Origin of the sequence: Thalassospira sp. GO-4 (genome assembly GCF_023588965.1) — a bacterium.
Taxonomy (GTDB): Bacteria; Pseudomonadota; Alphaproteobacteria; order Rhodospirillales; family Thalassospiraceae; genus Thalassospira; species Thalassospira povalilytica.
Map to the genome: position 1 here is coordinate 469,753 of NZ_CP097807.1, position 24,738 is coordinate 494,490.

Here is a 24,738-nt window from a genome sequence, read left to right on the forward strand (position 1 = left end):
GATCGATATTGAGCGTTGGATGCCTCGGCGCTAAACGAGTACCATATGTTCGATGGTTCGTGCCACATGTCGGTTAGCACGGACCATAAAAATGTGTTTTCAAGTCCAATGCAAGTGGTGGTCTTTGCCAAAGATCACATTTTTAAAGCTGCGGCGCAGAAAACCGAGACCGGGAGGTCCAATAAAAAAATATGCACGTCTTTTTTCAACGTGCCCGAAACAGGAGTGAGCCCGATGGCGACAGAGAATGAGCAAACACACGTCAGCGACAATACGATGCCGCGTGGCGATCTTTGTACCCGGACATTGGCAATGCCCGCCGATACGAACCCGAGCGGGGACATCTTTGGCGGCTGGCTGATGTCGCAGATGGATATTGCCGGGGGTGTTCTGGCAAGCCAGATCGCCGAAGGCCGTATTGCAACCGTCGCGGTTGACGGCATGACCTTCCTGCGTCCGGTTTATGTCGGTGATACGGTTTGCGTGTATGGCGATATCGAACGGATCGGCAATACATCAATCGTTCTGCATCTCGAAGCCTGGGTGCTGCGCCGCAATCAGCCGCCGCGCATCAAGGTCACCGAGGCCACCTTTACCTTTGTTGCCATCGACGCCGAAGGCCGCCCGCGTCCGGTGCGCTCCGACGAAGCCAAGGTCTGAGCCAAAGCGCGCATTTCAGAAAACAAAGGCCCCGCCTGAGATACTCGGGCGGGGCTTTGTCATTTGTGGCGACTGACAGGGTCGCGAAGGCTGCTACCAGCTTGCCTTGGCAACCCGGATGAAGTTTTCGCCCATGATTTTGTCGACGTCGTCGGTTGAATAGCCGGTGGCGATCAGGGCGTCGGCGAGGGCGGGGAGTTTTTTCGGGTCAAATACCGCGGCCCCGCCCGCACCCGGGCCATAGCCGCTGGCGACAGGCCAGTAATAGGAACGGTCAACGCCATCGGGGAAGTCGTTGCAGCCGGCAACTTCGGGCATGGTATCAAGTCCGATGCCGACATGATCAACACCGACCAGATCGACCGCATATTTGATGTGGCGGATCATATCGGGGACTTCGGGGGCGTTGGGCGATTTGATGAAACGCTGGAAGCCGCAAATGCCGATAACGCCGCCGGTATCGGCGCAGGCCTTGATCTGTTCATCATCAACGCAGCGTTCATGACCGCCCAGAACCTTGGGATTGGCGTGGCTGAAGACGACGGGTTTGGATGATACCCGCATGATATCAAGCGAGCTTTGCCGTCCGGTATGGGAACAATCCATGATCATGCCATTGGCATTGACAGATTTGACCATTTCCACCCCAAGATCGGTCAGGGGCATATCAACATCGTGACAGCCGCCCGCGACCGAATTGTTGCGGTTATAGGCAAAGTGGATCTGCTTGACCCCCAGTCTGGCAAAGACCGGGATCATTTCGGGCATGTCTTGCAACATGACCGAGCCTTCCAGATCGAAGCCGACGCCCAGCAGGCCTTTTTGCTTGGCGATGGCAAGATCGTCAAAGCTGTCGATCTGCATGTATTTGTCGGGATGGGCGGCGATCTTGGCGCGGAAGGCGGCAATGACGCGCAGGATGTGGGGGATGGTGTTCATGTCCATGCCGACATTGACACAGACATAATCCACATTGCCCTTCACATATTCGTCCAGAAGGCTTTCGGGTGTTTTTTCATCCAAAGGCAGGCAGGCATGTGCATCCCAGGTAAAGCTGGGGCGATAGGTTGCCGGGCGCGATGGGTTGGTGGCAATCGTCATTCAAACAGGTTCCCGTTTCTTCGTTTGGTGTGGCGACGTGAAATGGCGGATCAATCCCAATCGACGAAACTGTCAACCACAGCACGGTCATAGCCGCCAGCAGCCTTGTAAAGCTGTTGGGAGTAGGGGTGTTCAAGTGACCCTTCGGCAAGTTGACCGGCGGTGGCGCGTTCGACAATGCGACCATGGTTCATGATGGCAATATCGTCACACATATGGGCCACAACCGCGAGATCGTGGCTGACCATGATGTAGGTCAGGCCCAGATCCCGGCGCAAACGGCTGAGAAGGTTAAGCACTTCGGCCTGAATGGATACATCGAGGGCCGATGTCGGTTCATCAAGCAACAGCACCTTGGGTTCGAGGATCAGCGCGCGGGCAATTGCCACGCGCTGACGCTGACCACCGGAAAGCTGATGCGGGTAACGGAACCGGAAGGAGTTATCCAGACCGACCTGTTTAAGGGCCTCGACCACGCGGCTATCGGAATTGCCAAGGCCGTGGATATTGACCGGTTCGGTCAGGATGCGGTCAATGGTATGACGGGGATGGAGCGATCCGAACGGGTCCTGAAACACCATCTGGACAAGACGATAAAAGGCCTTGTCGCGGGTGGTGCCCAGTTCCTTGTTATTGACCAGAATGTTGCCTTCCCAGTCGTCAACAAGGCCGGTAATGGTACGCAGGACCGTTGATTTGCCCGATCCGGATTCCCCGACCAGACCGAATGATCCGTTTGCAGGCACAGAGATATCGACGTCCTTGAGAACGTGATGATCATCGAACCATGCGTTGAGTTTGCTGATTTCAATCATTGTGGTTCTTATCCTTCTGCCCAGCTTGCTTCGCGTTCAAGGATTGGCAGATCGGAATGATCGCCATCCATTTTCGGCAAGCAGTTCAAAAGGCCCTTGGTGTAGGGATGTTTGGCTTCGTGCAGGGCAGAGGCGGCCAGTTCTTCGACCACGTGGCCCTGATACATGACCAGAACCCGGTCGCAGAAGCTTGAGACCAGATGCAGGTCATGGCTGATGAAAATCAGCGCCATTCCGCGATCGCGCACCAGATCGTCAAGGATTGCCATCACCTGAAGCTGAACCGTGACATCAAGGGCCGATGTCGGTTCATCGGCAATGATCAGTTCGGGTTCGGGGATCAGCATCATGGCGATCATCACGCGCTGTCCCATGCCGCCCGAAACTTCGTGCGGATAGGAATTGAAGACGCGTTCGGGGTCACGGATTTTGACCGCTTCGAGCATATCAATGGCGCGATGACGGGCTTCCCTGGCGTTGACCTTGTGGTGTTCGCGATAGGCCTCGATGATCTGATCGCCAATGGTCATGACCGGGTTGAGCGAGTATTTCGGATCCTGCATGATCATGGAAATACGCGCGCCCCGCACCTTGCGCCATTGTTTGGGCGTCAGGTTGGCCAGATCGACATCGTGGAATTTAAGCTCGTCTGCGGTGATGCGACCATTTGCCGCCGTCAGGCCAAGAATGGCCCGCCCGGTCTGGGATTTGCCCGAACCGGATTCCCCGACAATCCCGAGGCGTTCCCGCCCGAGGCTGAAGGACACACCGCGCACGGCATTGACCTCACCCTTGGGGGTGTTGAAGGTGACCTTGAGGTTTTTGACGTTCAAAAGGGGTTCGTTTGACATGATCAATCCCCTCCACGCGGATCAAGAACATCACGCAGGCCATCACCCAGAAGGTTGAAGCCAAGGCTGACGACGAAAATGGCAATACCGGGAACCGTGGCAACCCACCATTGTTCGAGCAGGAACTGACGACCATCGGACACCATGGCACCCCATTCGGGCATTGGCGGCTGTGCCCCAAGACCAAGGAAGCCAAGACCGGCGGCAATCAGGATCATGCCCGCCATATCAAGGGTAACGCGGACGACCAGCGAGCTCATGCACATCGGCATGATATGGCCGATGATCAGACCCATATTCGAGGTGCCCTGAAGGCGGGCGGCTTCGATGAAGTCGGATTTGCGCACCGTGATGGTTTCAGCACGTGCGATACGGGCATAGGGCGGCCAGGCGGTACTCGCAATTGCCAGAATGGCATTTTCAAGCCCCGGGCCAAGGGCCGAGACAAAGGCCAGTGCCAGGATCAGTTTCGGGAAGGCCAGAAAGATATCGGTGATGCGCATCAATGTCGCATCAACCCAGCCGCCAAAGAAACCGGCTGCGGTGCCGACCAGAAGGCCAAGCGGGGCGGCGGTAATGGCAACAAGCCCGACAATCAGCAGGGTATATTGCGCGCCGTAAATCAGTCGTGACAGAATATCACGGCCCAGCTGATCGGTGCCGAACCAGTGATCGGCCCCGGGGGGCTGAATGCGGTTGGCAAGGTCGGCGGCAAGCGGATCATAGGGGGCCAGAAGGGGCGCAAAAATGGTGACAAGGATCAGGCCGATGACAATCGAAAGCCCGATCATGGCCAGCTTGTTTTCGGTGAATTTGATCCAGCCCAGCCAGGCGCGGCCGCATTTTGCCTGAAGCCGCGAGCGGGGGGTGTCGGAAGTCAGCCACTGTTTCAGGCCCGGTTTGGAGATGGTTGTTTGTGTATTCATGATTATCTCCGCGCTCTGGGATCGAGCAGGCGGTAAAGCACGTCAGACAGCATGTTCACGCCGATAAAGACCGCACCAACGACAACCGTGCCGCCAAGAACCGCGTTCATATCGGCATTGAGCAGCGAGTTGGTGATGTAAAGACCAAGTCCCGGCCAGGCAAAGATGATTTCGGTCAGAACCGAACCTTCGAGCAGGTTGGCATAGGACAGCGCAATCACGGTCACCAGGGGCACCATGACATTGCCAAGCGCGTGACGCCAGATGATGCGATGTTCGGAAATGCCTTTGACCCGGGCGGTGAGGATATATTCCTGACTAAGCTGTTCGAGCATGAAAGAACGGGTCATGCGGGCAATATAGGCCAGCGAGAAATAGGCAAGGATCGATGCGGGCAGAATGATGTGGGATACCGCATTCCAGAACAGGTCCATGTCGCCTTCGATCAGGGTATCAATCAGCATCAGGCCGGTAGTTGGTTCGATAAAGTCGATATAAAAGGCGTCCAGACGTCCGGGGCCTGCGACCCAGTCGAGCTTCATGTAAAAGACCAGAAGCCCCATCAGACCGAGCCAGAAGATCGGCATTGAATACCCGGCAAGACCGATCACGCGTACGACATGGTCGGGCCATTTCCCCTTGTTGATTGCGGCGAAAACGCCCGCGGGAATGCCAAGGGTAACACCAATGACGGTGGCAATGGTTGCCAGTTCCAGGGTCGCCGGGAAAACACGTTTAATGTCATCAAGGACGGCATTCGATGTCAAAACCGATTTGCCGAAATCCCCCTGCAGGACATTCGCAATATACATAAAGAATTGCTGCCAAAGCGGCAGATTGAGGCCCATTTCTTCGCGGACGCGGTCATAGACTTCCTGGGGGGCGCGATCGCCGACTGCAGCCAGAACCGGATCGATGGGCAAAACGCGACCGATCAGGAAGGTGACAAGCAGCAGGCCGAAAAAGGTGATGGCGAGCGAGAAGACAATCCGCAGGAGGCTTCCTGCCTTGCCTGAAATGAGACGGGCGCGTTTGCGCCCGTCCCGTTGTTTGCGTGTAACAGCGGACATTACGACCGTTGTCTCCTTAGTCCTTGGTGACAAAACGATAGTAGTTGGTGTCGAATGACGGGCCGAGAACGAAGTTGTTCACGTTACCGCGCATGGACGCAATTTCAGTTTCCTGGAACATGATCACGAACGGACCATCAGCCAGAACTTTTTTCTGAAGTTCGATATACATCGCTTCGCGTTTCGCGTTGTCACGCTCAAGGATCGCGGCATCTGTTTCTTCGGTCAGGCTGCCGGGGTTCCAAGAGTTACGCCATGCCAGCGGCTTGGCCGATGCATCGTCGGAATTGTCCGGGTTCCAGGCAAAGGTGGATGCGTTGGTGTGCGGATCCTGATAATCCGGGCCCCAGCGACCGATATAGATATCGTGCTGGCGGGCGCGGTATTTGGTCAGGGTCTGTTTGTTGTCACCCGGAATGATTTCCAGATTGATGCCAGCCTGCGACCAGGTGGCCTGGATCGACTGGGCCATCGCCATAACAGCGGTCGTGTTGCGGGTGTCCATGGTTACGGAAAAACCGTCAGCAAGGCCTGCTTCGGCAAGAAGCGATTTGGCTTTTTCGATATCGAGGCTGTAGGGGTTCTCATTATAGGCGCCAAGGAAACCTTCGGGCAGGAATGCCTGATGGGTCTGAGCGCGACCAGCCATGATGGTTTCGGAAATACCCTTGTAATCGACGAGGTATTTCAGAGCTTCGCGGACTTTCGGCTTGGACAGATATTCGTTTTTCTGGGACAGGCCGAGATACCACAGAGCGCCTTTGCCCTTCGGCATGACTTTCAGATCTGCGTTGCCGGAAATGGCCGCAATCTGGTCAGCTTCAAGGTTGCGGGCGATATCAATGTCGCCTTTTTCAAGCAGGAGCTGCTGGGAGGCGGCTTCCTTGACGTTACGGATGATGACGCGCTTCATTGCTGGCGCGCCGTCCCAGTAATCTTCGTTGGCGGTCAGGCTAAGTGTTTCGCCCGGGGTCCATTTGTTCAGCTTGAACGGACCGGAACCGGCATAGTTGGTTTTCATCCATTCTGCGCCAAGGTCGCCATCGACTTCATGTTCGAGGACGAGTTTCTTGTCGACAACTGCACCAACGCCAGCGGTCAGGCAGTAGAGAACGAAGCTCGGCGCGTATGGCTGATCGACTTCCATCGAGAAGGTGTAGTCATCAATGACGCGGATCTTGTCCTTGACGTTTTCAGGCGTCAGGCCGAACTGGCCAAGAATGAATGCCGGTGAACCGTCAATCAGGATCACGCGCTGAAGCGAGAAGGCAGCGTCTTCTGCGGTCAGGTCATTGCCCGACGCGAATTTGATGCCTTTGCGGATGTGGAAGGTGAAGGTTTTGCCGTCTTCCGAAATGTCCCAGCTTTCTGCGACCTGACCGGAAATCTTTGAAACGTCTTCGTTGTCAAAGGTAATCAGACGGTCATAGGTGTTGCCTTCATATTCAAGGGCAGAAAACTCGAACATACCGGCAGGATCGAGTGTGATCATGTCGTCGATGGCGTTTGCCATCACAAGTGCGTTTTTCGGCGTTTCAGCCTGTGCCGCCAACGGCATGGTAGCGAGCGCGGTCCCCATGACCAGCCCTGCGATTAGTTTGCGCATGATGCGCCTCCCGTTTTGTTGTTGTGGGACTGCAGGCCAAGGCGAAGACCGATAGACAATCAAACAACAATCCGCTGGCGAGACGCCAATGGGTCAGCGCGACGGATCGCGGTCAATGCCTACAAGCCCAAAGTGGGGCGGCCTGCAAGTTTTTCGCTAAATGCCTGCGAAGCTGAGCATAATTTATACGATTAATCAATGACCAGACGGTCAGGATTGCCCCAAAACTGATCAATTCCGAAATTTGTTGCGGGATTTTCGTATAAAGGTTGAATTATTGCGCAGTTGCTACACGTAAATGTGGTTGTAACCGTCAGGATGGCGTCGGGGAGGTGGTTTTGCCTGCGATGCGGTGTGACCGAACGGTGAAAGCAAAGACGGAGAGAACAAAGAAGAATAAAACAAAAAAGCACCAGCGGATAAACCGTGGTGCTTTTTTGAATGTCATTCCCATTGGGAGGGAATGGCGCGAGTGACGGGACTTGAACCCGCGGCCTCCGGCGTGACAGGCCGGCGCTCTAACCAACTGAGCTACACCCGCATGGTGTGTGGCGCGGTTTATATAAGGGGTGGTCCGGTCTGGCAAGGGCTTTTTGTCAGATTTTTCAAAGAAAAATAATGCCACCGGAAAGTGCCGTTTTGGCGCGGCTTTGAGCCGAAAACAAAAAAGCACCAGCGGATGAACCGTGGTGCTTTTTTGAATGTCATTCCCATCGGGAGGGAATGGCGCGAGTGACGGGACTTGAACCCGCGGCCTCCGGCGTGACAGGCCGGCGCTCTAACCAACTGAGCTACACCCGCATGGTGTGTGGCGCGGTTTATATAAGGGGCGGTTCAGTCTGGCAAGGGCTTTTTTGCAAAAAAAGGACAGTCGTATAAGACCGGCGATCCCGATCGGGAAAAAATGCCAGATATCAAAAGGTTGTGCGCGGTTTTGTCAGCCCCGTCAGATGCCTGTTCATATGACCGATGGTGGCCGTCTGTACTGGGCCCAGACCCGATCAACGCGCAGTGCCAGGGCCAAGCCCGAAAAGTTGGCCAAAACAAACCCGGGGCCGGAAAAATCAAGATTGATGATCGTGATGGCGGCGGGAAATTGCCACTGGTCTGACCGCCGGATGGTAAGAGGAGGTGGGAGCAGCGCGTTTGTATCGGGGATAAAAACAAAAAAGCACCAGCGGATAAACCGTGGTGCTTTTTTGAATGTCATTCCCATTGGGAGGGAATGGCGCGAGTGACGGGACTTGAACCCGCGGCCTCCGGCGTGACAGGCCGGCGCTCTAACCAACTGAGCTACACCCGCATGGTGTGTGGCGCGGTTTTTAGCAGCCACCCCATGGGGGCGCAAGCGGTTTTTGACCGGAATTTCAAATTTCTTTGCCGTTTCTTCTGTGGGTAGAAACCCGCCGTGATTGAGAAGCGTCAGGGTTCCGTTGCATCGGGCATTCCGGCATGCAGCCAGACGTCGTGGTGCTGCGATATGGGGCGCAACGGACGGGATCAGGCAGGGATATTCGGATCGGGATCAGAAAGGCGGAAACGCAAACATGGTGATTGCGTTTCCAGAAGCCTATTCGCGGGGCTGTTCGTAGCGTTCGGCAAGTTTGGTCAGGGCCGCAACAGTTGCCTGTTCAACGGTCGAGCCAAAGCCGGTCACGCGGCCCGCAAGAATGACATAGAGTGAGTCGATATGCAGCTGGATGACCAGCAGCTGTTTTTCATTGGCGGTGGTGCGGTCCGCCACGAAGTTTTCCATCGATTTGGCGATCTGCGTCATCAGCGGATACTGGAAGGTACCGCCAAGGGCCTTGACCGAATAGGCAAGGTCGGAGCTGGTCGCAACCGCATCCTGGCGTTTGGTTTTGTCGCCGAGCGCCTGAATGATCATGCGGCGGCAATCCATTAGATCCTTGCCGATATCACGCACAAAGGTTTCCGAGCTGCGCTGAACGACTTTTTCCAGCTCTTCGAGCTGTTCAGGCGACAGACTGATGTCAAAGCCCTTGACGAAGTTGACAGCCCGCCGCTTCAGGTCAGTCTGTGCGGGGATGATCTGAACATTCTTCTTTTTCATAGGCTCTTCCGGTTTCACGATTGCTCCGCTTCCCCAGTCATAATGGGTCATTCGTCAAGGCTCCTTCGGTCAGGGCCGTCGAACTGGACCTGTCTGCGGCGACGGTCGGGGCCGAAATACGTTCCGGTATTGATGAAACGTCTGGGCCGCGCGATGACCGACACCAGTCGGCTATAAAGTGCCTTGGCATTGAAAGGCTTGGCAAGAAATTCCGTAATGCCAAGGTCACGTGCAGTGGTCACGTAACGGTGTTCCGAATGTGCAGTCAGCATAATCACAGGAATGAACCTGTTGGGTGAATTGGTCGAATTGCGCATGACGTCAAGGAATTCAAGGCCATCCATGCCCCGGAGTCGCCATTCGCACACAACGATATCAATCTTTTCACTGCGCAGAACATCAAACGCGTCATTCGGTGTCTTTACGCGCTGAATGTGACTGGCGCCGAGATAGGCCAGCGTGTCGTACACTACTTGAGCTGAAATCTTGTCCCCGTCAACGATCAGAAAACTGATTTTACTAAAGTCGATTTTCGCGTTCATCCGGCCTCGTTTCCTGAGCATCATCACGAAATGCGTCGCTGTTCAGGGACCAACAGCAGCAAATCATTTCGGTTGCTGTTGTATAAACCCTTATACCTTTGTCTGGTTTCCAGCAAGGTCAAACCGCCCGTGAGAAGCCCCGAGAATCTGACAAATACTGACGCCGGACCAGCCGCTGGTTGTGAACAGAAAGCGCGATAGTCTTTTTTTTATTGGTGCTCGTACCCGAGTTGCACGCCCACCATATTGGGGGCTTTGGGCAATAGTAAAGGGGCTGATAGATTATTTCATCGGTTCGGTTGTGCCATCATCATCAATGACTTGCACGGCAACGCCGGATTCCTCGAACATCTCGGTCGAGATTTTCATATCCTGTTCCCAGCGTTCCAGAAAATCGGCGGTCAGTTTGGTTTTATCGACGAAAACCTCGGCGATGCCGGCCTGGATAATCGCGCGCGCACAGTCGCAGCATGGAAAATGGGTCACATACAGCGAACAGCCATCAAGGGATGTGCCGGTATAACTTGCATTATAAATGGCATTGCGTTCGGCATGTTCGGTATAGGCGTATTTTTCAGGACGCTGATGGCGGCTTTCGACTTCGTCATCGACGCCGCGCGGGAATCCGTTATAGCCGACTGCGCGGATTTCCTTTTTCGGGCCGATGACAACCGCACCGACCTGGGTGCTGCGGTCTTTTGACCAGTCTGCGATGTGGGCGGCGAGGCCCAGAAAACGGTGGTGCCATTTGCTCATCGAAAGAAGCCCTGTTTGCGTCACTGAAAAGCGGCAATCGACAGGCGATTGCCCATTGCCCGGATGCGTGTCCGGTTACCTTTTAAGAGGGGGCTTCTTGTAATTGTCCAGTGAAAAATCACATTTTTGTAAAGGCATTTAATGAAAAGCCCCTGTTCAAATAGGGGCTGATTGACTATTAAGGGGTTACCCCCAGAAAAAGATCAGGACGCCTTGACGCCTCGCCGCAGATGCAGGCCGAAGCGGCAGGGCTCACGTGTAAACCAAATAACAAGAGGTAGTAGCCGATGCGCCGTCAACGTAAGGCGAAAATCATCGCGACCCTGGGGCCGGCGAGTTCCAAGCCAGAAATCCTTGAGAAAATCGTAAAGTCGGGCGTCGATGTATTTCGCCTGAACTTTTCGCACGGGGAACACGCTGAACATCTGGCCCGGTTCGAAGCCATCCGCGCGGTCGAAGAAAAGCTCGGCCGTCCGATCGGAATTCTGATGGACCTTCAGGGGCCGAAGATCCGTGTTGGCACCTTTGCCGATGAAAAGGTCGAACTCGAAGCCGGCGATACCTTCACCTTTGATATGGACAAGACCCCGGGCACCAATAAGCGCGTCTCCTTGCCGCATTCCGAGGTCTATGCCGCATTGAAGCCGGGTGCGAACCTGTTGCTTGATGATGGCAAGCTGCGCATGCGCGTTGAAAAATGCGATGACAAGTCAGCCGAATGTACCGTGATCACCGGTGGTCCGCTGTCGAACCGCAAGGGTGTCAATCTTCCCGATGTGATGCTGCCATTGTCGCCGCTGACCGAAAAGGACCGTGCCGATCTGGTGTATGGTCTTGAGATGGGCGTTGATTTTGTCGCCCTGTCATTCGTGCAGCGCCCGGAAGATGTCGCCGAAGCCCGCAAGATCATTCAGGGTCGTGCCGCCATCGTTTCCAAGCTCGAAAAGCCGCAGGCGATCGAGCATCTTGACGAGATCGTCGATCTGTCTGACATGGTGATGGTCGCCCGTGGTGACCTGGGCGTTGAATGCCCGCCCGAAGATGTGCCGATTCTGCAGAAACGCATCATCAAGGCCTGCCGCGAGGCCGGCAAGCCGGTGATTGTCGCAACCCAGATGCTTGATTCGATGGTATCCAACCCGGCACCGACCCGTGCCGAAGCATCCGACGTTGCCACCGCGATCTATGACGGTGCCGATGCCGTGATGCTGTCAGCAGAAAGTGCGGTTGGTAAATACCCGCTTGAAACCGTTTCGATCATGGACCGTATTCTGGTGCGTGTGGAACAGGACGAGCTGTATTTCCGCATGCGTGACGCCAACCGCCCGGATCCGGAACATAACGCACCGGATGCGATCAGTGCGGCGGCCCGTCAGGTGGCAAAAACCATCGGGTCCAAGGCAGTTGTCAACTATACCACGTCGGGTTCAACCGCATTCCGTGCCGCGCGTGAGCGTCCGGAAGTGCAGATCCTTGGCCTGACGCCGCGGATTCAGACCGCACGTCGTCTGGCGCTTTGCTGGGGTGTGCATCCGGTCTTTACCCGCGATGCGACCAACTTTGCCGAAATGGTCGGCATTGCCTGTGAAGTTGCCCAGCGCGAAGAATTCGCCGGACCGGGTGATTCGCTGGTGATTACCGCCGGTGTTCCGTTCGGTACTCCGGGGGCGACCAACATCCTGCGTATCGCATGGGTCAGCAACTGATCTGATATGATTTGATCCGGCAACGGATATCAAAAACGGGCGGCCAGAACGGTCGCCCGTTTTTTTATGCCCGAAATTTCCAAACGTGTTGCATTCAGGGGCTTGGCCCGGAACTGGAAAAACCGCGAAACCGGGGCAGTGAGCAAATGGGGCCAAGCGGACCGGGGAGGTGACCAAACTGGATAACTTTCAAGTAACTTCCGGGCGACTTCCGGGCGATGATCGGGGGCGAATATCAGCGGTTTGTTTAGGGCGCTGTATTGTTAATGTTTTTTTGAGTCTTTCCGCCGATAGTCTAGAGGTAATCAAGGCTGTGTCTGATGGCATCGGTCCTTGACGTTGGGGATTTAAATTTAGACGTCTTGTCTGGTTGTTTATCACGGTCAGTTCTGGTTAAACTGTTCTGACAAAACATAAAAACGACGGGTATCTGCACTAATTGATGCCCGATCTGCCGCCAGGCAAGGGACCAGGGGAATTGCTGCGATAATGCTGAGTTGGATGTTCAATCGGCAGAAAAACACCGGCGACGGGGGGCTTGACGATAAAGCCACGGCGAAGCTGCGTGATCTTGCTGACACTGTCCGTACAGTCGCACCCGATGCTTTTTCGGCTGATGCAGGAAACGCACGTGGGCGGTCGATCCCGCGCAAGAATTCCAGCGAAGAAATTTCAGAACAGACTGCTCTTGAGCATGCGGCCCGTTTGTCGAACGAAATGGCCTATGCCGAAGAAGACGAAGACGCACCGGATTTTGACAGCGATGTCCGTATGGATGTTGCCCGCCGTTTGCGCCGTCATCTTAATGATGTCAGCCCGTCCGAACGCCTTGAAATGGTCGAGGAGTTTGTCGCTGCCATTGCCAATATGGGTGATTGCTATCGTCCGCAGGTCATCAATCTGATCGAGCAGGAACTGGGACATACGCCCTATATGACCCGTCAGGCGGCAAGCCGTCTGCGTCAGGATATTCAGGCGATTGGCCGCGTGTCGATTGGCGAATATATCGAACTTCTGAGTGATTCCGACTTCCTTGATATCATGCGCGGGCGCGGTGAATTTGTTCAGACCGCCGCAGAACGCGCACGCGAAGAACAGGAAGCCGCGGCCAAGGCGCGCCTGATCGAACAGCAGGCCGAAAAAGAAAAAAGCAGTCTTTTGAACCGGTTGCTGTCATCTGATGACGCGCCGCGCAACGTTGTTGCGATGACGCCGCATTTCACAGAACGCAAGGTTGCCAAACCCAAATCGCCGGAAGGGGATCTTTTGGGCGGGCAGAGCCGCATTTCGCGTCAGGCCCAGCGCCGTATCGCTCATTTCATCATGGCATCGCTGTTTGATACCCTGGTTGAACAGGGGCGTATGCGCACTGAAGTTGCCCGCGCCTTGCGCCAGTCGGTTCGCCAGCGGATTGAAAAGGCACGGTTTGAAAACCGCATGCCGCTGCATCCGGCTGATGCCGGGATGCCGGTCGAGATTGCCGATGACGTGATGCTTGATCACGATCATGAAACGGCATCGAACCAGAAGATGACGATCGACCAGTATATTCTGGACGCGGTTTCGCGGAATGAAGATGCGCTGGTTGTGCAGTCGCTGGCCCATTATGCGCAAATCCCGATCAGTGCGGTTTCCAAAATCCTTGATTCCGGAAGCGCGCGTGCGATCACGGCACTGGCATGGCGTGCGGGCATGACCGCCCCGTCATCGGTCGTGCTTCAGATCAGCAATGGTATCCCCGAAGCCAATATCGAAAGCCCGGCCGCAGGGGGACGTTATGCCATGGCATCGACGGATATGGATTGGTATATCGACTTCTTTAACGATACCAAGCCCGCCGCATCGGCATCACGCCCGCGGGCCGAAAAGGAGAGTGCGCAAGCACCGGCTGCGTCGAACAAACGCAATCCGAACCCGAATATTCGCCCACGGGCAGGCCGCAACAATGGCGGCCTTGAAGGGCTGGTCTCTGACAGGCGGCTCAGCAAGGGGCCCAAAGGGGACTGAGTGCCATGAGCAGCAATCACGGCATCTCATATGACGCGTTGAAATACGCGCTGACCATCAAGGAAAGCTATCAGAGTGGCGAGCCGCTGACAGTGACCGGGGCGGCGAAGCAACAACGTCTTTTGATGCCCGAACATTTGCTGAGCAATGATCTGGCCTTGATGCAATATGATGACCCGCTGGCGCTTGCTGTTATCGCGACCCGCGATCCGGAAAGCCCGATGGCACTGGCCGCGGCGATCCGCATGGGGCCGCATGCAAAATGCAAGGAACTGATTACCGGCGTGTTTGAAGTGGTCTCGGATGCCACCAAACACGAACTGGTGGCCGATTGCGCCAAGCTTCTGACCAAGAATGCGTTCAGCCCCGAAGCATTCCATCTGGTGCGGACCCGCGCATCCAACCATGTTGTCGAAATTCGCGAAGCATATCGCCGGGCGATGGCCGACAATCTGCGTGCGCTACTGGATGGCAAGATGGCAGCGCGCGAATTTGTCGAAGAATTCATCGAACTGGCATCGAACGGAAATCTGCGTATTGATATCTATCGCCGTCTGGTGATGAAGCTTATGCGGTCCGATGCGGTACGTCCGAGCGTGAAATTCATGTTGCTGGAACGCCTTGACCGGTTCCCGCAGATGGTGAAGTTGCAGATTGTTAACGAGGTTAACTCTGCACCCGATACGCCGGAATATCAGACCCTGAAACAGGAACTGCGCTGGATCTACGAGACCAAGCAGAAACAGCAAACCCCGCAACCGATCAATGCCAGCAAGCCGCAGCCCAGTGCTGCCGATCTTGTGGCGCGATCCCAGATCGATTTCGGTGCAGCTGCGGGCATGCATCAGCGCAACAGCATCATAAAGCCGGCCGAGCCGACCCTGCGACGCAATGCCAACCCGTCAATCATGCGCAGCGGCGGGTTCAGCACGCGCGAACTTTCGTCCTGGCTGAACTAGCCAAGACCAGGCTTACCCCCACATCCACGCAAAATCCCATCCCGATAGATGGCCGAAGTCACGCGATGTGACGTTCAGGCGGGCGGGTGTGTTTATTTTAAAAGTCCCGGGTCTTTTGGTCTAGCTGACCAGGCGCGAGCGTGTCTGGGCTTCGTTAAGTGTGGTGTGCAGTCCGATCTGCTTTTCCAGATAGACCGTGCAAATGACCCGTAGCAGGGAAGCAAAATTAGGGATGTCGCCACGCTGCGCGACAACCTCGTCATAAATCTTGCCCAGAAATTGCGGGGTGCTGAAGCCTTCGCCCGCCGAAATTTCATCAAGAATCTGCCAGAAGCGCAATTCAAGACGCAGACTGGTGACAACGCCATTGATCCGCACGGACCGGCTGACACATTGATAGAGTTCGGGTTCGGTACCGGAATAGATTTGACACATGAGGACGGCCTTTCCTGCAATGCTGCCCGTTTTGCGTCCCGCGAAAAGGTGCCGGGCAGCTTATGGTCCGGGCCTGTTGCCAAGTCTGCGCAGACCCGTCAGTGCATGGTCAGGGAAAAATCGCCCAAGCGCAATCGGCGAATGGGCGATTGATCATCACAATTTTATGTCGGTCCCGAGGACGGCAAGGAAAGCTGCGAGCCATTTGGGGTGGGCCGGCCAGGCCGGTGCGGTAACAAGGTTGCCATCCGTGCAGGCATCATCAATTGCGATATCGGCATAAATCCCGCCGCCAAGTTTGACTTCGGGGGCGCAGGCCGGATAGGCGGAAACCTTGCGGCCCTTGATGATATCAGCAGCCGCCAGAAGCTGTGCGCCATGACAAACAGCAGCAATCGGTTTGCCGGCATCGTTGAAATCGCGCACCAGTCGAATGACGTCTTCGTTCAGGCGAAGATATTCCGGCGCACGGCCACCGGGGATCAGAAGGGCGTCATAGTTTTCAGCACGCGCTGAAGCGAAATCGGCATTCAGTGCAAAGTTATGACCGCGCTTTTCGCTATAGGTCTGATCGCCTTCGAAATCGTGAATGGCGGTTGCCACGGTATCGCCAGCCTTCTTGTCGGGGCAGACGGCATCGACTTTGTGCCCGACCGCAAGCAGGGTCTGGAACGGCACCATGGTTTCGTAATCTTCGGCGAAATCACCGGTGATCATCAAAATCTTTTTGGCAGACATCGTTTATATCCTCCCGGGCGTGTTGTGATTGTCGTTGAGGGATGGAAATCATACGCCTGCATGTGGCCGGGCGGGTAACAGCGGGCTACTACATGCCCGGTGCAAAGGCCGTGGGATGTTTGGCGGGGATATATAGCGGGCCGTGGGATTGCCACAGGAGTGCCGAGGGAAAGAGCAGGGGCGCAAGGAAGGGCCAGGTATGCGCGTTTGCGGTCGAGCTGGCAGGGGGATGGCATGGCATTTGACAGGCGTGGTGCGTGGTGTTCCTTCCTGTGCCTGTGCCTGTGCCTGTGCCTGTGCCTGTGCCTGTGCCTGTGCCTGTGCCTGTGCCTGTGCCTGTGCCTGTGCCTTGTGCTCTGTAACCAGTGTTCTAGGCAACGGGCGGTGCATCGGCCCCGGCCTTGAAAATTGCCATAAAAAAAGAGGCCCGTTATCGGGGCCTCTTTCATGTGATCAAGGATCAGGAACCGGTCAGCTTTTGCTTTCGGGTGCCTTTTTCGCAGCGGTGGTTTTGGCCGCCGTGGTTTTGGTGGTCGATTTTGCAGCGGTTGAACGCGAACGGGTGGCCGGTTTCTTGGCCGGTGCCTTTGCAGCCGGTTTGGCTGCTGTTTTGGTCGCGGTGCTTGCGGTTTCCGAAGATTCGATGATGTGCAGGTCACGTTGCGGGAACGGAATCGAGAAGCCGGCAGCTTCCAGTTCGGTTTTCGATTTGCGTGTCAGATCAAAGAAGGTCGGCCAGAATTCGGACGTTGCCACCCAGCCGCGTGCGGTCAGATCGACCGAGCTCTCGCCAAGGGTCGCGACGAAGCTCATCGGTTCCGGGTCCTTGAGAACGCGCGGATCGGATGCCACCAGGTTTTTCAGGAAATCAAGTGCCGCATCAACATCATCGTCATAGGCAATGCCGACCTTGATATCGAGACGACGGGTCGGGTTGCGCGAATAGTTTTTGATCGCGCTGTTCCAGATCTGCGAGTTCGGGGCAGAAATGAAAACACCGTCCGGCGTCTTGAGCAGGGTGGTGAACAGGGTGATTTCAACGACGGTACCGGAAATCGAACCGGCTTCGACGAATTCGTCAATCTTGAGCGGACGCAGGATCAGGATCATGACACCGGCAGCGATGTTTGACAGCGTGCCTTGCAGTGCAAGACCGATTGCCAGACCGGCAGCACCGAGGACAGCAATGATGCTGGTTGTTTCCACACCAAAGTTCGAAAGAACCGCGACGAGGACGAATACCAGGATTGCATAACGCACAATGCTTGCTGCCAGCGGCTTGAGAGTCGCATCGACAAATTTTGCATTTTTAAGCGAGTGGCGTACCAGTGCCGAGGCGCGTCCGGCAAGCCACCAGCCAACGGCTAGAATGACAATTGCGCCTAAAAGATCCATGCCAAAGCCGAGTGCGAACTGCTTTAGCATCAGTGTGATCTTGGATACATCGGTTTCAATCATTTCATCCTCGTGCGCTCAGTGTCATGGTTGTATTATTTGCTACTCATACATCAGTATGACACAATAAGAATTACAGGTTTATGTGTTCTTGAAAAGTGTGTAGCAAAACACAATTCTTTTTACACGTATGGAACAAATCGCGTTTTCGGTCGTTTTGAGACATAATCTCACCATCTTTGGTGATAAAGTATTTGCTGAATAACAACCTTAAGACAGGGGTAAGACATGCAGATTCGTCCGACTATTCTTTGTGCTCTTGGTGGCGTTGCGCTTCTGAGTGCGTGTAGCAGCGTAGACAATTCCGGGACTGCGGTTATGTATGGCGGTAACCCGCTGACATACAGCAATTCTGTATCATCTGCGATCTCTGGCACCGAGCCGACGACCGCATTCGGCAAGGCGCTGAAAGCCGAGTATATCGCTTATGCACAGCGTGAAGCCGACGAGTGGTACGACTTCTTTGATGCCGATTTCTTTGCGAAAAAGGCCGGAAAAGTAGCAAGCAACGAAACCATTCTTCCGGAAGATCCGGCAAACTGGCGTTTCTCGGCTGAAGAAATTGCACAGAAACGTGCAGTTCGTGACGAGCTGATCGGTTTGCTTGATGATGGCAAGCGCGAAGAAAAGCCTGACACAGCAGCAATTGCACAGGCCCGTTTCGATTGCTGGATCGAGGAAAGTGAAGAAGGCTGGCAGACCGAGCTGATCAGCCAGTGCTGGAAAGACTTCGAAGCTGCGATGGCAGAACTTCGTGCGGTAGAGCCGGCACCGGCTGCTGCGGCACCGGTTGCTGCGAAAGAAGCACGTCTGTTCACGATCTTCTTCGATTTCGACAGCGTTGCAATTACCCCGGTTTCGGAGCGCGTTCTTGATGCAGCGGCCGAACAGTGGGCAACTTCGATGGGTAATGTTGCGATCGTCGGTCACGCCGATGCATCGGGTTCGGCAGCCTATAACCTGAAACTGTCCGAACGTCGTGCGCAGGCTGCTCTGTCGCAGCTGACCGGTCGTGGTATCAAAGCTGACATGATCGAGAGCGACGCGGTTGGTGAAGGCGAACTTCTCATCCCGACTCCGGATGGTGTTCGTGAGCCGCGTAACCGTCGTGTGACGATTTCTGTCGACTAAGCTTCGACATTTACCAAATCTTTGGCAACGAGGTGGCATTATGCCACCTCGTTGTTTTTATATGTGCTTTTACCTGTGCCGAAGAATTTCGCAGGAATTACAGTTGAAATTCGGATTAATCTGCATAATCTCAGCGAAGTATTCCGACACGTATCAGTGAGAGGCGGGGACATATGCTAAAGGCCATTGCGGCGGTCTTTTCGCGACGCTCGGGGGGCGTGACACTTGCACTGGCGATTGCGTCAGCGGCAATTACACCGGCTGCGATGGCAGCGGATAAAACCCCAATCGTACCTTTTGAAAAGTTTTATGCTGATCAGCGGGGGGACGGAAAGTTGCTGCGCTTTAATGCGTTTTCCGGGGAAATTCCGGGGAAACGAATCAAGGCGCTGTTGCGATCGGGTCAGGTTGTTGGTGACCGCATCCTTCTTTCCGAAGATGTCGCGGTCTATTTCCCGGATGGCTATATCGTCCAGTCACAAGCCCGGTTCAGCAAATATATCCCCAAACCCAATGTCGTCCCCGGCACTGTTGCCAGCCGGGATCATCTGTCGGAAAATCCGCGTTACGCGCTGGTGGAACGTTTTGACACGATCCTTGGCCGTGAATGCGCCCGCACAGAATATGCCAACGGCTTTGCCGCATTGCGGATCAAGTCGGACGGGGTGGTGTCGCTGGTTCTCGAAACATCGGGGCTTTATGACCAGATCGTTGACGAACAGACCACGACCTATAGCGTGACCAGTGCCGTACAGCCGGTCTTTATCGGCAATCAGGGCCTGATGCCCGAACTGATGGCAAAATGCGGTCGCGGCTGATCGTGCATTTGTCTGACTGAATGGCAAAAGGCACCGGGTTCCGGTGCCTTTTTATTTTGGCGACTCGCCATCGCAAATTTCGCAAAATCACCCGATCAGAACAGCCGGGGAATTTCGATGGCCGGGCAACGGTTCATCACGGCAACCATGCCATGATCGATTGCCCTGGACGCCGCATCGGGGTTCAGCACGCCAAGCTGCATCCAGACCGACTTGGCCTTGATTGCGATGGCTTCATCCACGACACCGGCGGCATCGTCACTATTGCGGAAGATATCGACCATATCGACCGGTTCGGAAATGTCGGCAAGGGTGGCGACCACCGTCTGACCGTGAATTTCCCCGCCTGCCTGACCGGGATTGACCGGGATCACGTGATATCCGCGATCAAGCAGGAATTTCATCACCCGGTTTGACGGGCGATCAGGCTTGGGACTGGCGCCGACAAGGGCGATTGTTCTGGTCGTTTCCAGAAGCGATTTAAGGGCGGCATCATCCGGGTTTTCGAACTGGGGCATTTTGTTCAATCCATCAATTGTTCTTGGTTGATAGTTATATGATCGGCGATCCTGTGCAACTGTTTGGCGCGGGTCACGGGTTGAATGGCGGGCTCGCGGAAAGTTGATGGCGAGTTTAAATGACGCGGCACATCAAATGCGCTTTGAGTAGGTTAAGGCAGTTTCCGGCTTTGCCGGGATGCCGTGTTTGAATTTGGCGCGCGCTTGCGTGCGCTACAACACCATAGGCTTGACTGCATGTATCCATGGCTTGATCCGTCCGGACGGTTTTCCTTTTTCAAACTGGTGGTCTTTGTCGCGCTGCTTGTGCCCGGTGTGGCTTTGCTGTGGCCGGTGATTGCACAGGGCGGGGCGAGGATCCCGGTCAAGGAAGCCATCCTGCAAAGTGGCGACTGGACGATCAGGATCCTTTTGATATCGCTTTTGATTACGCCATTGCGCCGGATTACCCGATTTTCAAAGCTGGTGCAGGTGCGCCGCCAGGTTGGTGTTGCGGCCTTTTGTTACGGGGTGGTTCATCTTGGGCTTTATGCCATCAGTCAGAACCTTGATCTTGGGCGGATCGCAAGCGAGATCGTCCTTCGGATTTATCTGACGATCGGGTTTGTCGCCCTGATCGGGCTTGCGATCCTTGCCGCGACCTCGACCAAGGCGGCAATGCGCCGGCTTGGTGCGAAATGGGCGCGACTGCATAAGCTGGTTTATCCGATTGCGGTTCTGGGGGCGCTGCATTTCTTTATGCAGTCCAAGGTCGATGTCAGCGAAGCCACCCTGATGGCCGGTTTGTTTGTGGCCCTGATGCTGTATCGGTTTGCACATTGGCGGGGCTGGTCATTGCGGTCGGCCGTGACGCTTGTTGTGATTGCAGTGATCGCAGGCCTTGCGACAGCGGGGATTGAATATGGCTGGTACGCGTTGGCGACCGGTATTCCGGCCGGGCGCGTGGTGGCGGCCAATCTTGAATGGATGTGGCCATTGCGCCCGGCATGGAATGTGTTGCTGGCCGGTCTTGTGATGGTGGTGATTTACCCGTTTGGCCGCGATGGCGCGGGACGGGCGATGTTATCGGCGCTGATCGGTGCCGGTTCTAGACCGCAGCACTCGCGCGGCGGGTAAGGGCAGTCAGCAAGCCCGCACCAATCATCACCCCGCCGCCAACCCGGGTTAGACGACGCATGGCATCAGGATGGCGGAACCGTTCACGCAGGGCGGCGGCCATCACCGCCCAGATCGCGACATTGATCGCAGCCAGAATGACAAAGGTTGCGGTCATGACGACGAATTGCGGCAAAACCGGGCTTCCGGCCGTGATGAATTGCGGCACAAAGGCAATGAAGAACACGATGCCCTTGGGATTAAGGGCGGTGACCACATAGGCCTGAAGGAACATGCGCGACGGGCGGTTGCGTTTGGCATCCGGGTTGTCCTGCAACGCGCCGGGATTATCGCGCCACATCTTGATGCCCAGATAGACCAGATAGGCAGCGCCGCAGAATTTCAGGATGGTAAAGGCCTCGGCCGAGGTGGCAAGAAGCGCACCGGCCCCGGCCAGCGAAATGGTCATTGCAGTCAGATCGCCCAGGGCAACGCCGGGAACAGTCGCCCAGGCGGTTTGCCGTCCTTTGCTCAAGGCGTAGCTGACCACCAGCATGATGGTCGGGCCGGGAATGATCAGAATGACGGTGCAGGCAACGACAAAGGCAAGCCACATTTCAAACGGCATCGGAGTTACTCCATCAGGGCGTGACAGGCCGCCACCATCGCAGGACCAATGCCGGGCAAACCCGACCGGGCACCCGGGCAGAACCGCGATGGCAGCAGATATATGAGCAAACGCAGAGTTCAGATGCGAATGCAACCCTTCAATCCGTAATCAGGCGGTCATTCATGACGCCATGTCGGGTGGCGCTTTTCAACGAAGGCGCCGATGCCTTCGCGGGCGTCGTGTTTTTGCATGTTGGCGGTCATGACATCGGATGCATAGGCATATGCATCGGGCAGGGGCATTTCGATCTGTTTGTAAAATGCCTGTTTGCCAAGGCGCACGGTCATGCCGGATCTTGCGGCAATGCCCGCGGCAAGGTCATCTGTTGCCGTTTCAAGATCATCATCATCAACCACGTCCGATACCAACCCCATCGCAAAGGCGGTGTCGGCCGGCACAGGATCGCCGGTCAGCAGCATGCGCATGGCGTGCTTGCGCGCGATATTGCGGCTCAGTGCGACCATCGGGGTCGAACAGAACAGGCCAATATTGACCCCGGGGGTGGCAAATTTGGCCGAACGGGCGGCAACGGCAAGATCGCAGCTTGCCACCAACTGACAGCCAGCCGCAGTTGCCATGCCGCGGACACGGGCAATGACCGGCTGGGGCAGGGTGACGATCCGCATCATCAGGCGACTGCACTGGGCAAACAGGCTGGCATGCTGATCACAGTCGGTGATGCCACCCATTTCCTTAAGGTCGTGACCGGCACAAAAGACCGGCCCATCGGCGGCAAGAATAACGCACCGGATATCGGGGCTTTGGGCAATGTCGTCAAAGGCATCCTGAAGGGCGGACATCATTGCCGCTGACAGGGCGTTGCGCCGGGCGGGGTTGGACAGGACAAGGGTGACATAACCGTCGTGATCATGGCGGGTCACCAGCGGGGATGACGGGGTGGCGGTGGTCATGGAGTTCCTCCTTGATGCGTGTGCGTGGCATCGTTTTTGATTTTCTTCTACTTGTGATCGTAGTAGAATTGCACGCATCGGGTCATCAATAAAACCGTTTACAAGCATCGGGATATTCGATGTTTGAAGAATAAGCCGAACGGTGAAAAACGCATGGTTGTGGATGAGTGACAGTCAAACGCGGCGTCCTGGTCGGGCGCCGAACCGGTTTGTTTCAGCGCGTAAATGGCAGGAAACGATAAAGTCGCAAAAGCCTGTCCGGGAAACGCCGATCAAACGGTTTGATCGCAAGGACGTAATGGAGCGCGATCTTGAACGGTATCGCGCCGAAGCGCGTGCGCGGTTGCTTCGCAACGGTTTTGACATCCCGCCCTTTTTGATGCCCAAGCCCAAAATCATCGATGATGACAGCGAAACCCCCGATCTCGAAACGGTCGAGGTCACGGAAACCCGTCCGCCCGCGATGCTGGGGCCTAAGCCATCCCCGATGGTCAGCGACAAACAAATCGCCGCAGCCAGTGCCGCCAGTGCCGAGCGCGCACAAAATGCGACACGGCCCAAGCCCAGCCGCCATGTTCATGTGCAGAACGCCGCATCCGGTGCCGCAGCATTACATGGAAACCCGGCCGCCCAGGCCAGCCACGAAGCCGCCCAGGCCGCTGCATTCGCCGAAGAAAAGACGGCATATGACGAATATGTCGACAGCCTGAATGGCGGGGCGACATTGCTTGATCGGGTGCGACAGTCAGACGATGGTGACGCATCATCGGGCAACGACATTCAGGGACGTGTTGATGACTTCAAGGAAAAGGAAGTCCGGCAGTCACGCATTGATTTGCCTGATAACACGGCCAACTGGGCCGCGCGCGGCGAGATGGACCGCAAGCGCCTGGAAATCCTTGAAAAACAGGAAAAGGCCAAGGCAAAAGCCGCGCGGTCAAAACGCAAGGCACGCGACCCCATCACCTGGGACAAGTTTCTGCCACGTGCTGCGGCCTATATGATTGCAGCGGTTGCCATTGGCTATGTGCTGGTTTTGACGGTAAGCGAATTTTCGGCAATTTTGGGGAAATAGTCGGCTATTGTCGAACTGTTGCCGTAATCCCCATATAAGTATCAGGATAATCAGACGGTTCCGGCCCACTGGTTTTGCCCATCGGTTTGCCCCACAGGTTTTGTGCAGGCAGGCCGGTTGCGGATAACAAATCCATACACCTGAAAATCGGGGATCGGCCGGTGGTATGCTGTTTGGGGACAGCATCCGGATCACCGTCAGCCTTTGAAAAGGCAAAGCATCGGGACAGACGCGACAGACCATCAATGAGGGGGCCGTCATTTTCGTGATGCACAGCATCGCAGCATGAAAATGACCGGAATTTTCGACATACCCTTGTTGCAGGAGGCAGCGAGTGACGCTGTGAAATCGCCATGATGCGTGACGAAACCGGTCAGGAAGACCGCCGCCCTGTCTATCTTCCGGAAAACCGCCATCATTGGGCATCCAATGATGAGGTCGACAAACCTGTTGTGGATTTGTCGCGCGGGCCCGTCCGGGCAAGGTTCAAACATAAAGCAGCCTCGCAACCGCCGATGTCACCGGGTGAATGGATGCGACGCAAATTGCCGCATATCGGTGCGACGGCGATTGTCGCCATTGTTATCGGGGGTGTGGTTCTGGCCACATTTACCGATCTGGCATCGATCGTTTTGCGGTAATCGTGAACCCGTACCTGTACCGTGATATGGCCGGGTGTGAACCGGCTTTGCTGCGGGCGCGCCATTGTTGCCTGATCCAGGGACGTCAATAAACAGATGGCGACAAACACACCGTGACAAAATCGACCACGGCAAACAGTCCGCATCCAATGGTGGGGAAGGGATGCAGAAACCGTAA

At 55.7% G+C, this 24,738-nt stretch carries 24 protein-coding genes and 3 tRNA genes; 9 read left to right on the forward strand and 18 right to left on the reverse strand.

Features of this window, described 5'->3' with window-relative positions:
* Window positions 1–234 precede the first annotated feature (234 nt).
* Window positions 235–660: an acyl-CoA thioesterase gene (locus tag M9H61_RS02275; RefSeq protein WP_068518417.1), complete on the forward strand. Its 426-nt coding sequence runs from the start codon at window positions 235–237 to the stop codon at window positions 658–660.
* A 93-nt stretch (window positions 661–753) separates the two neighbouring features.
* Here the strand turns inward: M9H61_RS02275 and M9H61_RS02280 are convergent, their stop codons facing one another.
* The 12 genes from M9H61_RS02280 to M9H61_RS02335 all read right to left on the reverse strand — a co-directional run bounded on the left by M9H61_RS02280 (window position 754) and on the right by M9H61_RS02335 (window position 10,401).
* Entirely contained in the window at window positions 754–1,761 is a 1,008-nt protein-coding gene (locus tag M9H61_RS02280) for a dipeptidase (RefSeq protein WP_250283146.1), read from the reverse strand.
* Between the two features lie 50 nt (window positions 1,762–1,811).
* Entirely contained in the window at window positions 1,812–2,576 is a 765-nt protein-coding gene (locus M9H61_RS02285; RefSeq protein WP_068518415.1) for an ABC transporter ATP-binding protein, read from the reverse strand.
* An 8-nt stretch (window positions 2,577–2,584) separates the two neighbouring features.
* Window positions 2,585–3,427 carry an ABC transporter ATP-binding protein gene (locus M9H61_RS02290; protein WP_206927409.1) on the reverse strand — a complete coding sequence of 281 codons (843 nt, stop codon included), beginning with the start codon at window positions 3,425–3,427 and terminating at the stop codon, window positions 2,585–2,587.
* A 2-nt stretch (window positions 3,428–3,429) separates the two neighbouring features.
* On the reverse strand, window positions 3,430–4,353 hold the full coding sequence (nikC, locus tag M9H61_RS02295) for a nickel transporter permease (RefSeq protein WP_250283147.1): 924 nt from the start codon (window positions 4,351–4,353) through the stop codon (window positions 3,430–3,432).
* Window positions 4,354–4,355: 2 nt separating this feature from the next.
* Window positions 4,356–5,423, reverse strand: coding sequence for an ABC transporter permease (locus M9H61_RS02300; RefSeq protein WP_250283149.1), 1,068 nt, complete (start codon window positions 5,421–5,423; stop codon window positions 4,356–4,358).
* 16 nt (window positions 5,424–5,439) lie between these two features.
* A complete protein-coding gene (locus M9H61_RS02305; protein WP_250283151.1) occupies window positions 5,440–7,029 on the reverse strand; it encodes an ABC transporter substrate-binding protein in 1,590 nt (529 codons plus the stop codon).
* A 464-nt stretch (window positions 7,030–7,493) separates the two neighbouring features.
* A tRNA-Asp gene (locus M9H61_RS02310) sits at window positions 7,494–7,570 on the reverse strand.
* 183 nt (window positions 7,571–7,753) lie between these two features.
* A tRNA-Asp gene (locus M9H61_RS02315) sits at window positions 7,754–7,830 on the reverse strand.
* A gap of 425 nt (window positions 7,831–8,255) precedes the next feature.
* Window positions 8,256–8,332, reverse strand: a tRNA-Asp gene (locus tag M9H61_RS02320).
* Window positions 8,333–8,599: 267 nt separating this feature from the next.
* The gene (locus M9H61_RS02325) at window positions 8,600–9,103 is read right to left on the reverse strand and encodes a transcriptional regulator (protein WP_250283153.1); all 504 of its coding nucleotides are present in this window, start codon (window positions 9,101–9,103) and stop codon (window positions 8,600–8,602) included.
* A gap of 47 nt (window positions 9,104–9,150) precedes the next feature.
* Window positions 9,151–9,645 (reverse strand): response regulator, encoded by a 495-nt coding sequence (locus tag M9H61_RS02330; RefSeq protein ID WP_068519226.1) that lies wholly within the window; start codon window positions 9,643–9,645, stop codon window positions 9,151–9,153.
* A gap of 282 nt (window positions 9,646–9,927) precedes the next feature.
* The gene (locus M9H61_RS02335; protein WP_068519227.1) at window positions 9,928–10,401 is read right to left on the reverse strand and encodes a dCMP deaminase family protein; all 474 of its coding nucleotides are present in this window, start codon (window positions 10,399–10,401) and stop codon (window positions 9,928–9,930) included.
* Between the two features lie 287 nt (window positions 10,402–10,688).
* Here M9H61_RS02335 and pyk point away from each other — a divergent pair, with 287 nt between their 5' ends.
* The 3 genes from pyk to M9H61_RS02350 all read left to right on the forward strand — a co-directional run bounded on the left by pyk (window position 10,689) and on the right by M9H61_RS02350 (window position 15,073).
* The gene (gene pyk, locus M9H61_RS02340; protein WP_250283156.1) at window positions 10,689–12,107 is read left to right on the forward strand and encodes a pyruvate kinase; all 1,419 of its coding nucleotides are present in this window, start codon (window positions 10,689–10,691) and stop codon (window positions 12,105–12,107) included.
* 489 nt (window positions 12,108–12,596) lie between these two features.
* Entirely contained in the window at window positions 12,597–14,114 is a 1,518-nt protein-coding gene (locus tag M9H61_RS02345) for a hypothetical protein (protein WP_068519229.1), read from the forward strand.
* Window positions 14,115–14,119: 5 nt separating this feature from the next.
* On the forward strand, window positions 14,120–15,073 hold the full coding sequence (locus tag M9H61_RS02350) for a hypothetical protein (RefSeq protein WP_068519230.1): 954 nt from the start codon (window positions 14,120–14,122) through the stop codon (window positions 15,071–15,073).
* Window positions 15,074–15,193: 120 nt separating this feature from the next.
* Here the strand turns inward: M9H61_RS02350 and M9H61_RS02355 are convergent, their stop codons facing one another.
* The 3 genes from M9H61_RS02355 to M9H61_RS02365 all read right to left on the reverse strand — a co-directional run bounded on the left by M9H61_RS02355 (window position 15,194) and on the right by M9H61_RS02365 (window position 17,704).
* Window positions 15,194–15,508: a ribbon-helix-helix domain-containing protein gene (locus tag M9H61_RS02355; RefSeq protein WP_068519399.1), complete on the reverse strand. Its 315-nt coding sequence runs from the start codon at window positions 15,506–15,508 to the stop codon at window positions 15,194–15,196.
* Window positions 15,509–15,664: 156 nt separating this feature from the next.
* Window positions 15,665–16,246, reverse strand: coding sequence for a DJ-1/PfpI family protein (locus M9H61_RS02360; RefSeq protein WP_068519231.1), 582 nt, complete (start codon window positions 16,244–16,246; stop codon window positions 15,665–15,667).
* Window positions 16,247–16,717: 471 nt separating this feature from the next.
* Window positions 16,718–17,704, reverse strand: a complete 987-nt coding sequence (locus M9H61_RS02365; protein ID WP_068519232.1) for a mechanosensitive ion channel family protein — start codon at window positions 17,702–17,704, stop codon at window positions 16,718–16,720.
* A 225-nt stretch (window positions 17,705–17,929) separates the two neighbouring features.
* Between M9H61_RS02365 and M9H61_RS02370 the strand changes: the two genes are divergently transcribed.
* Window positions 17,930–18,832, forward strand: a complete 903-nt coding sequence (locus tag M9H61_RS02370; protein WP_101245998.1) for an OmpA family protein — start codon at window positions 17,930–17,932, stop codon at window positions 18,830–18,832.
* Between the two features lie 173 nt (window positions 18,833–19,005).
* Window positions 19,006–19,650, forward strand: coding sequence for a hypothetical protein (locus tag M9H61_RS02375; RefSeq protein ID WP_068519234.1), 645 nt, complete (start codon window positions 19,006–19,008; stop codon window positions 19,648–19,650).
* A 95-nt stretch (window positions 19,651–19,745) separates the two neighbouring features.
* On the opposite strand, the gene M9H61_RS02380 is transcribed toward M9H61_RS02375, so the two are convergent.
* Window positions 19,746–20,168, reverse strand: a complete 423-nt coding sequence (locus M9H61_RS02380; protein WP_101245999.1) for a CoA-binding protein — start codon at window positions 20,166–20,168, stop codon at window positions 19,746–19,748.
* A gap of 237 nt (window positions 20,169–20,405) precedes the next feature.
* On the opposite strand from M9H61_RS02380, the gene M9H61_RS02385 reads away from it, so the two are divergent.
* Entirely contained in the window at window positions 20,406–21,284 is an 879-nt protein-coding gene (locus tag M9H61_RS02385) for a sulfite oxidase heme-binding subunit YedZ (protein ID WP_250283158.1), read from the forward strand.
* On the opposite strand, the gene M9H61_RS02390 is transcribed toward M9H61_RS02385, so the two are convergent.
* Both M9H61_RS02390 and M9H61_RS02395 read right to left on the reverse strand, forming a co-directional pair.
* Window positions 21,256–21,891, reverse strand: a complete 636-nt coding sequence (locus M9H61_RS02390) for a LysE family translocator (protein ID WP_114112545.1) — start codon at window positions 21,889–21,891, stop codon at window positions 21,256–21,258. The genes M9H61_RS02385 and M9H61_RS02390 overlap by 29 nt on opposite strands.
* A 158-nt stretch (window positions 21,892–22,049) precedes the next feature.
* Window positions 22,050–22,844 (reverse strand): enoyl-CoA hydratase, encoded by a 795-nt coding sequence (locus M9H61_RS02395; RefSeq protein WP_114112544.1) that lies wholly within the window; start codon window positions 22,842–22,844, stop codon window positions 22,050–22,052.
* Between the two features lie 163 nt (window positions 22,845–23,007).
* Here M9H61_RS02395 and M9H61_RS02400 point away from each other — a divergent pair, with 163 nt between their 5' ends.
* Together M9H61_RS02400 and M9H61_RS02405 are read left to right on the forward strand one after the other, a co-directional pair.
* Window positions 23,008–23,919, forward strand: coding sequence for a hypothetical protein (locus M9H61_RS02400; protein ID WP_250283160.1), 912 nt, complete (start codon window positions 23,008–23,010; stop codon window positions 23,917–23,919).
* A 353-nt stretch (window positions 23,920–24,272) separates the two neighbouring features.
* Window positions 24,273–24,560 (forward strand): hypothetical protein, encoded by a 288-nt coding sequence (locus tag M9H61_RS02405; RefSeq protein ID WP_250283164.1) that lies wholly within the window; start codon window positions 24,273–24,275, stop codon window positions 24,558–24,560.
* Window positions 24,561–24,738 lie beyond the last annotated feature (178 nt).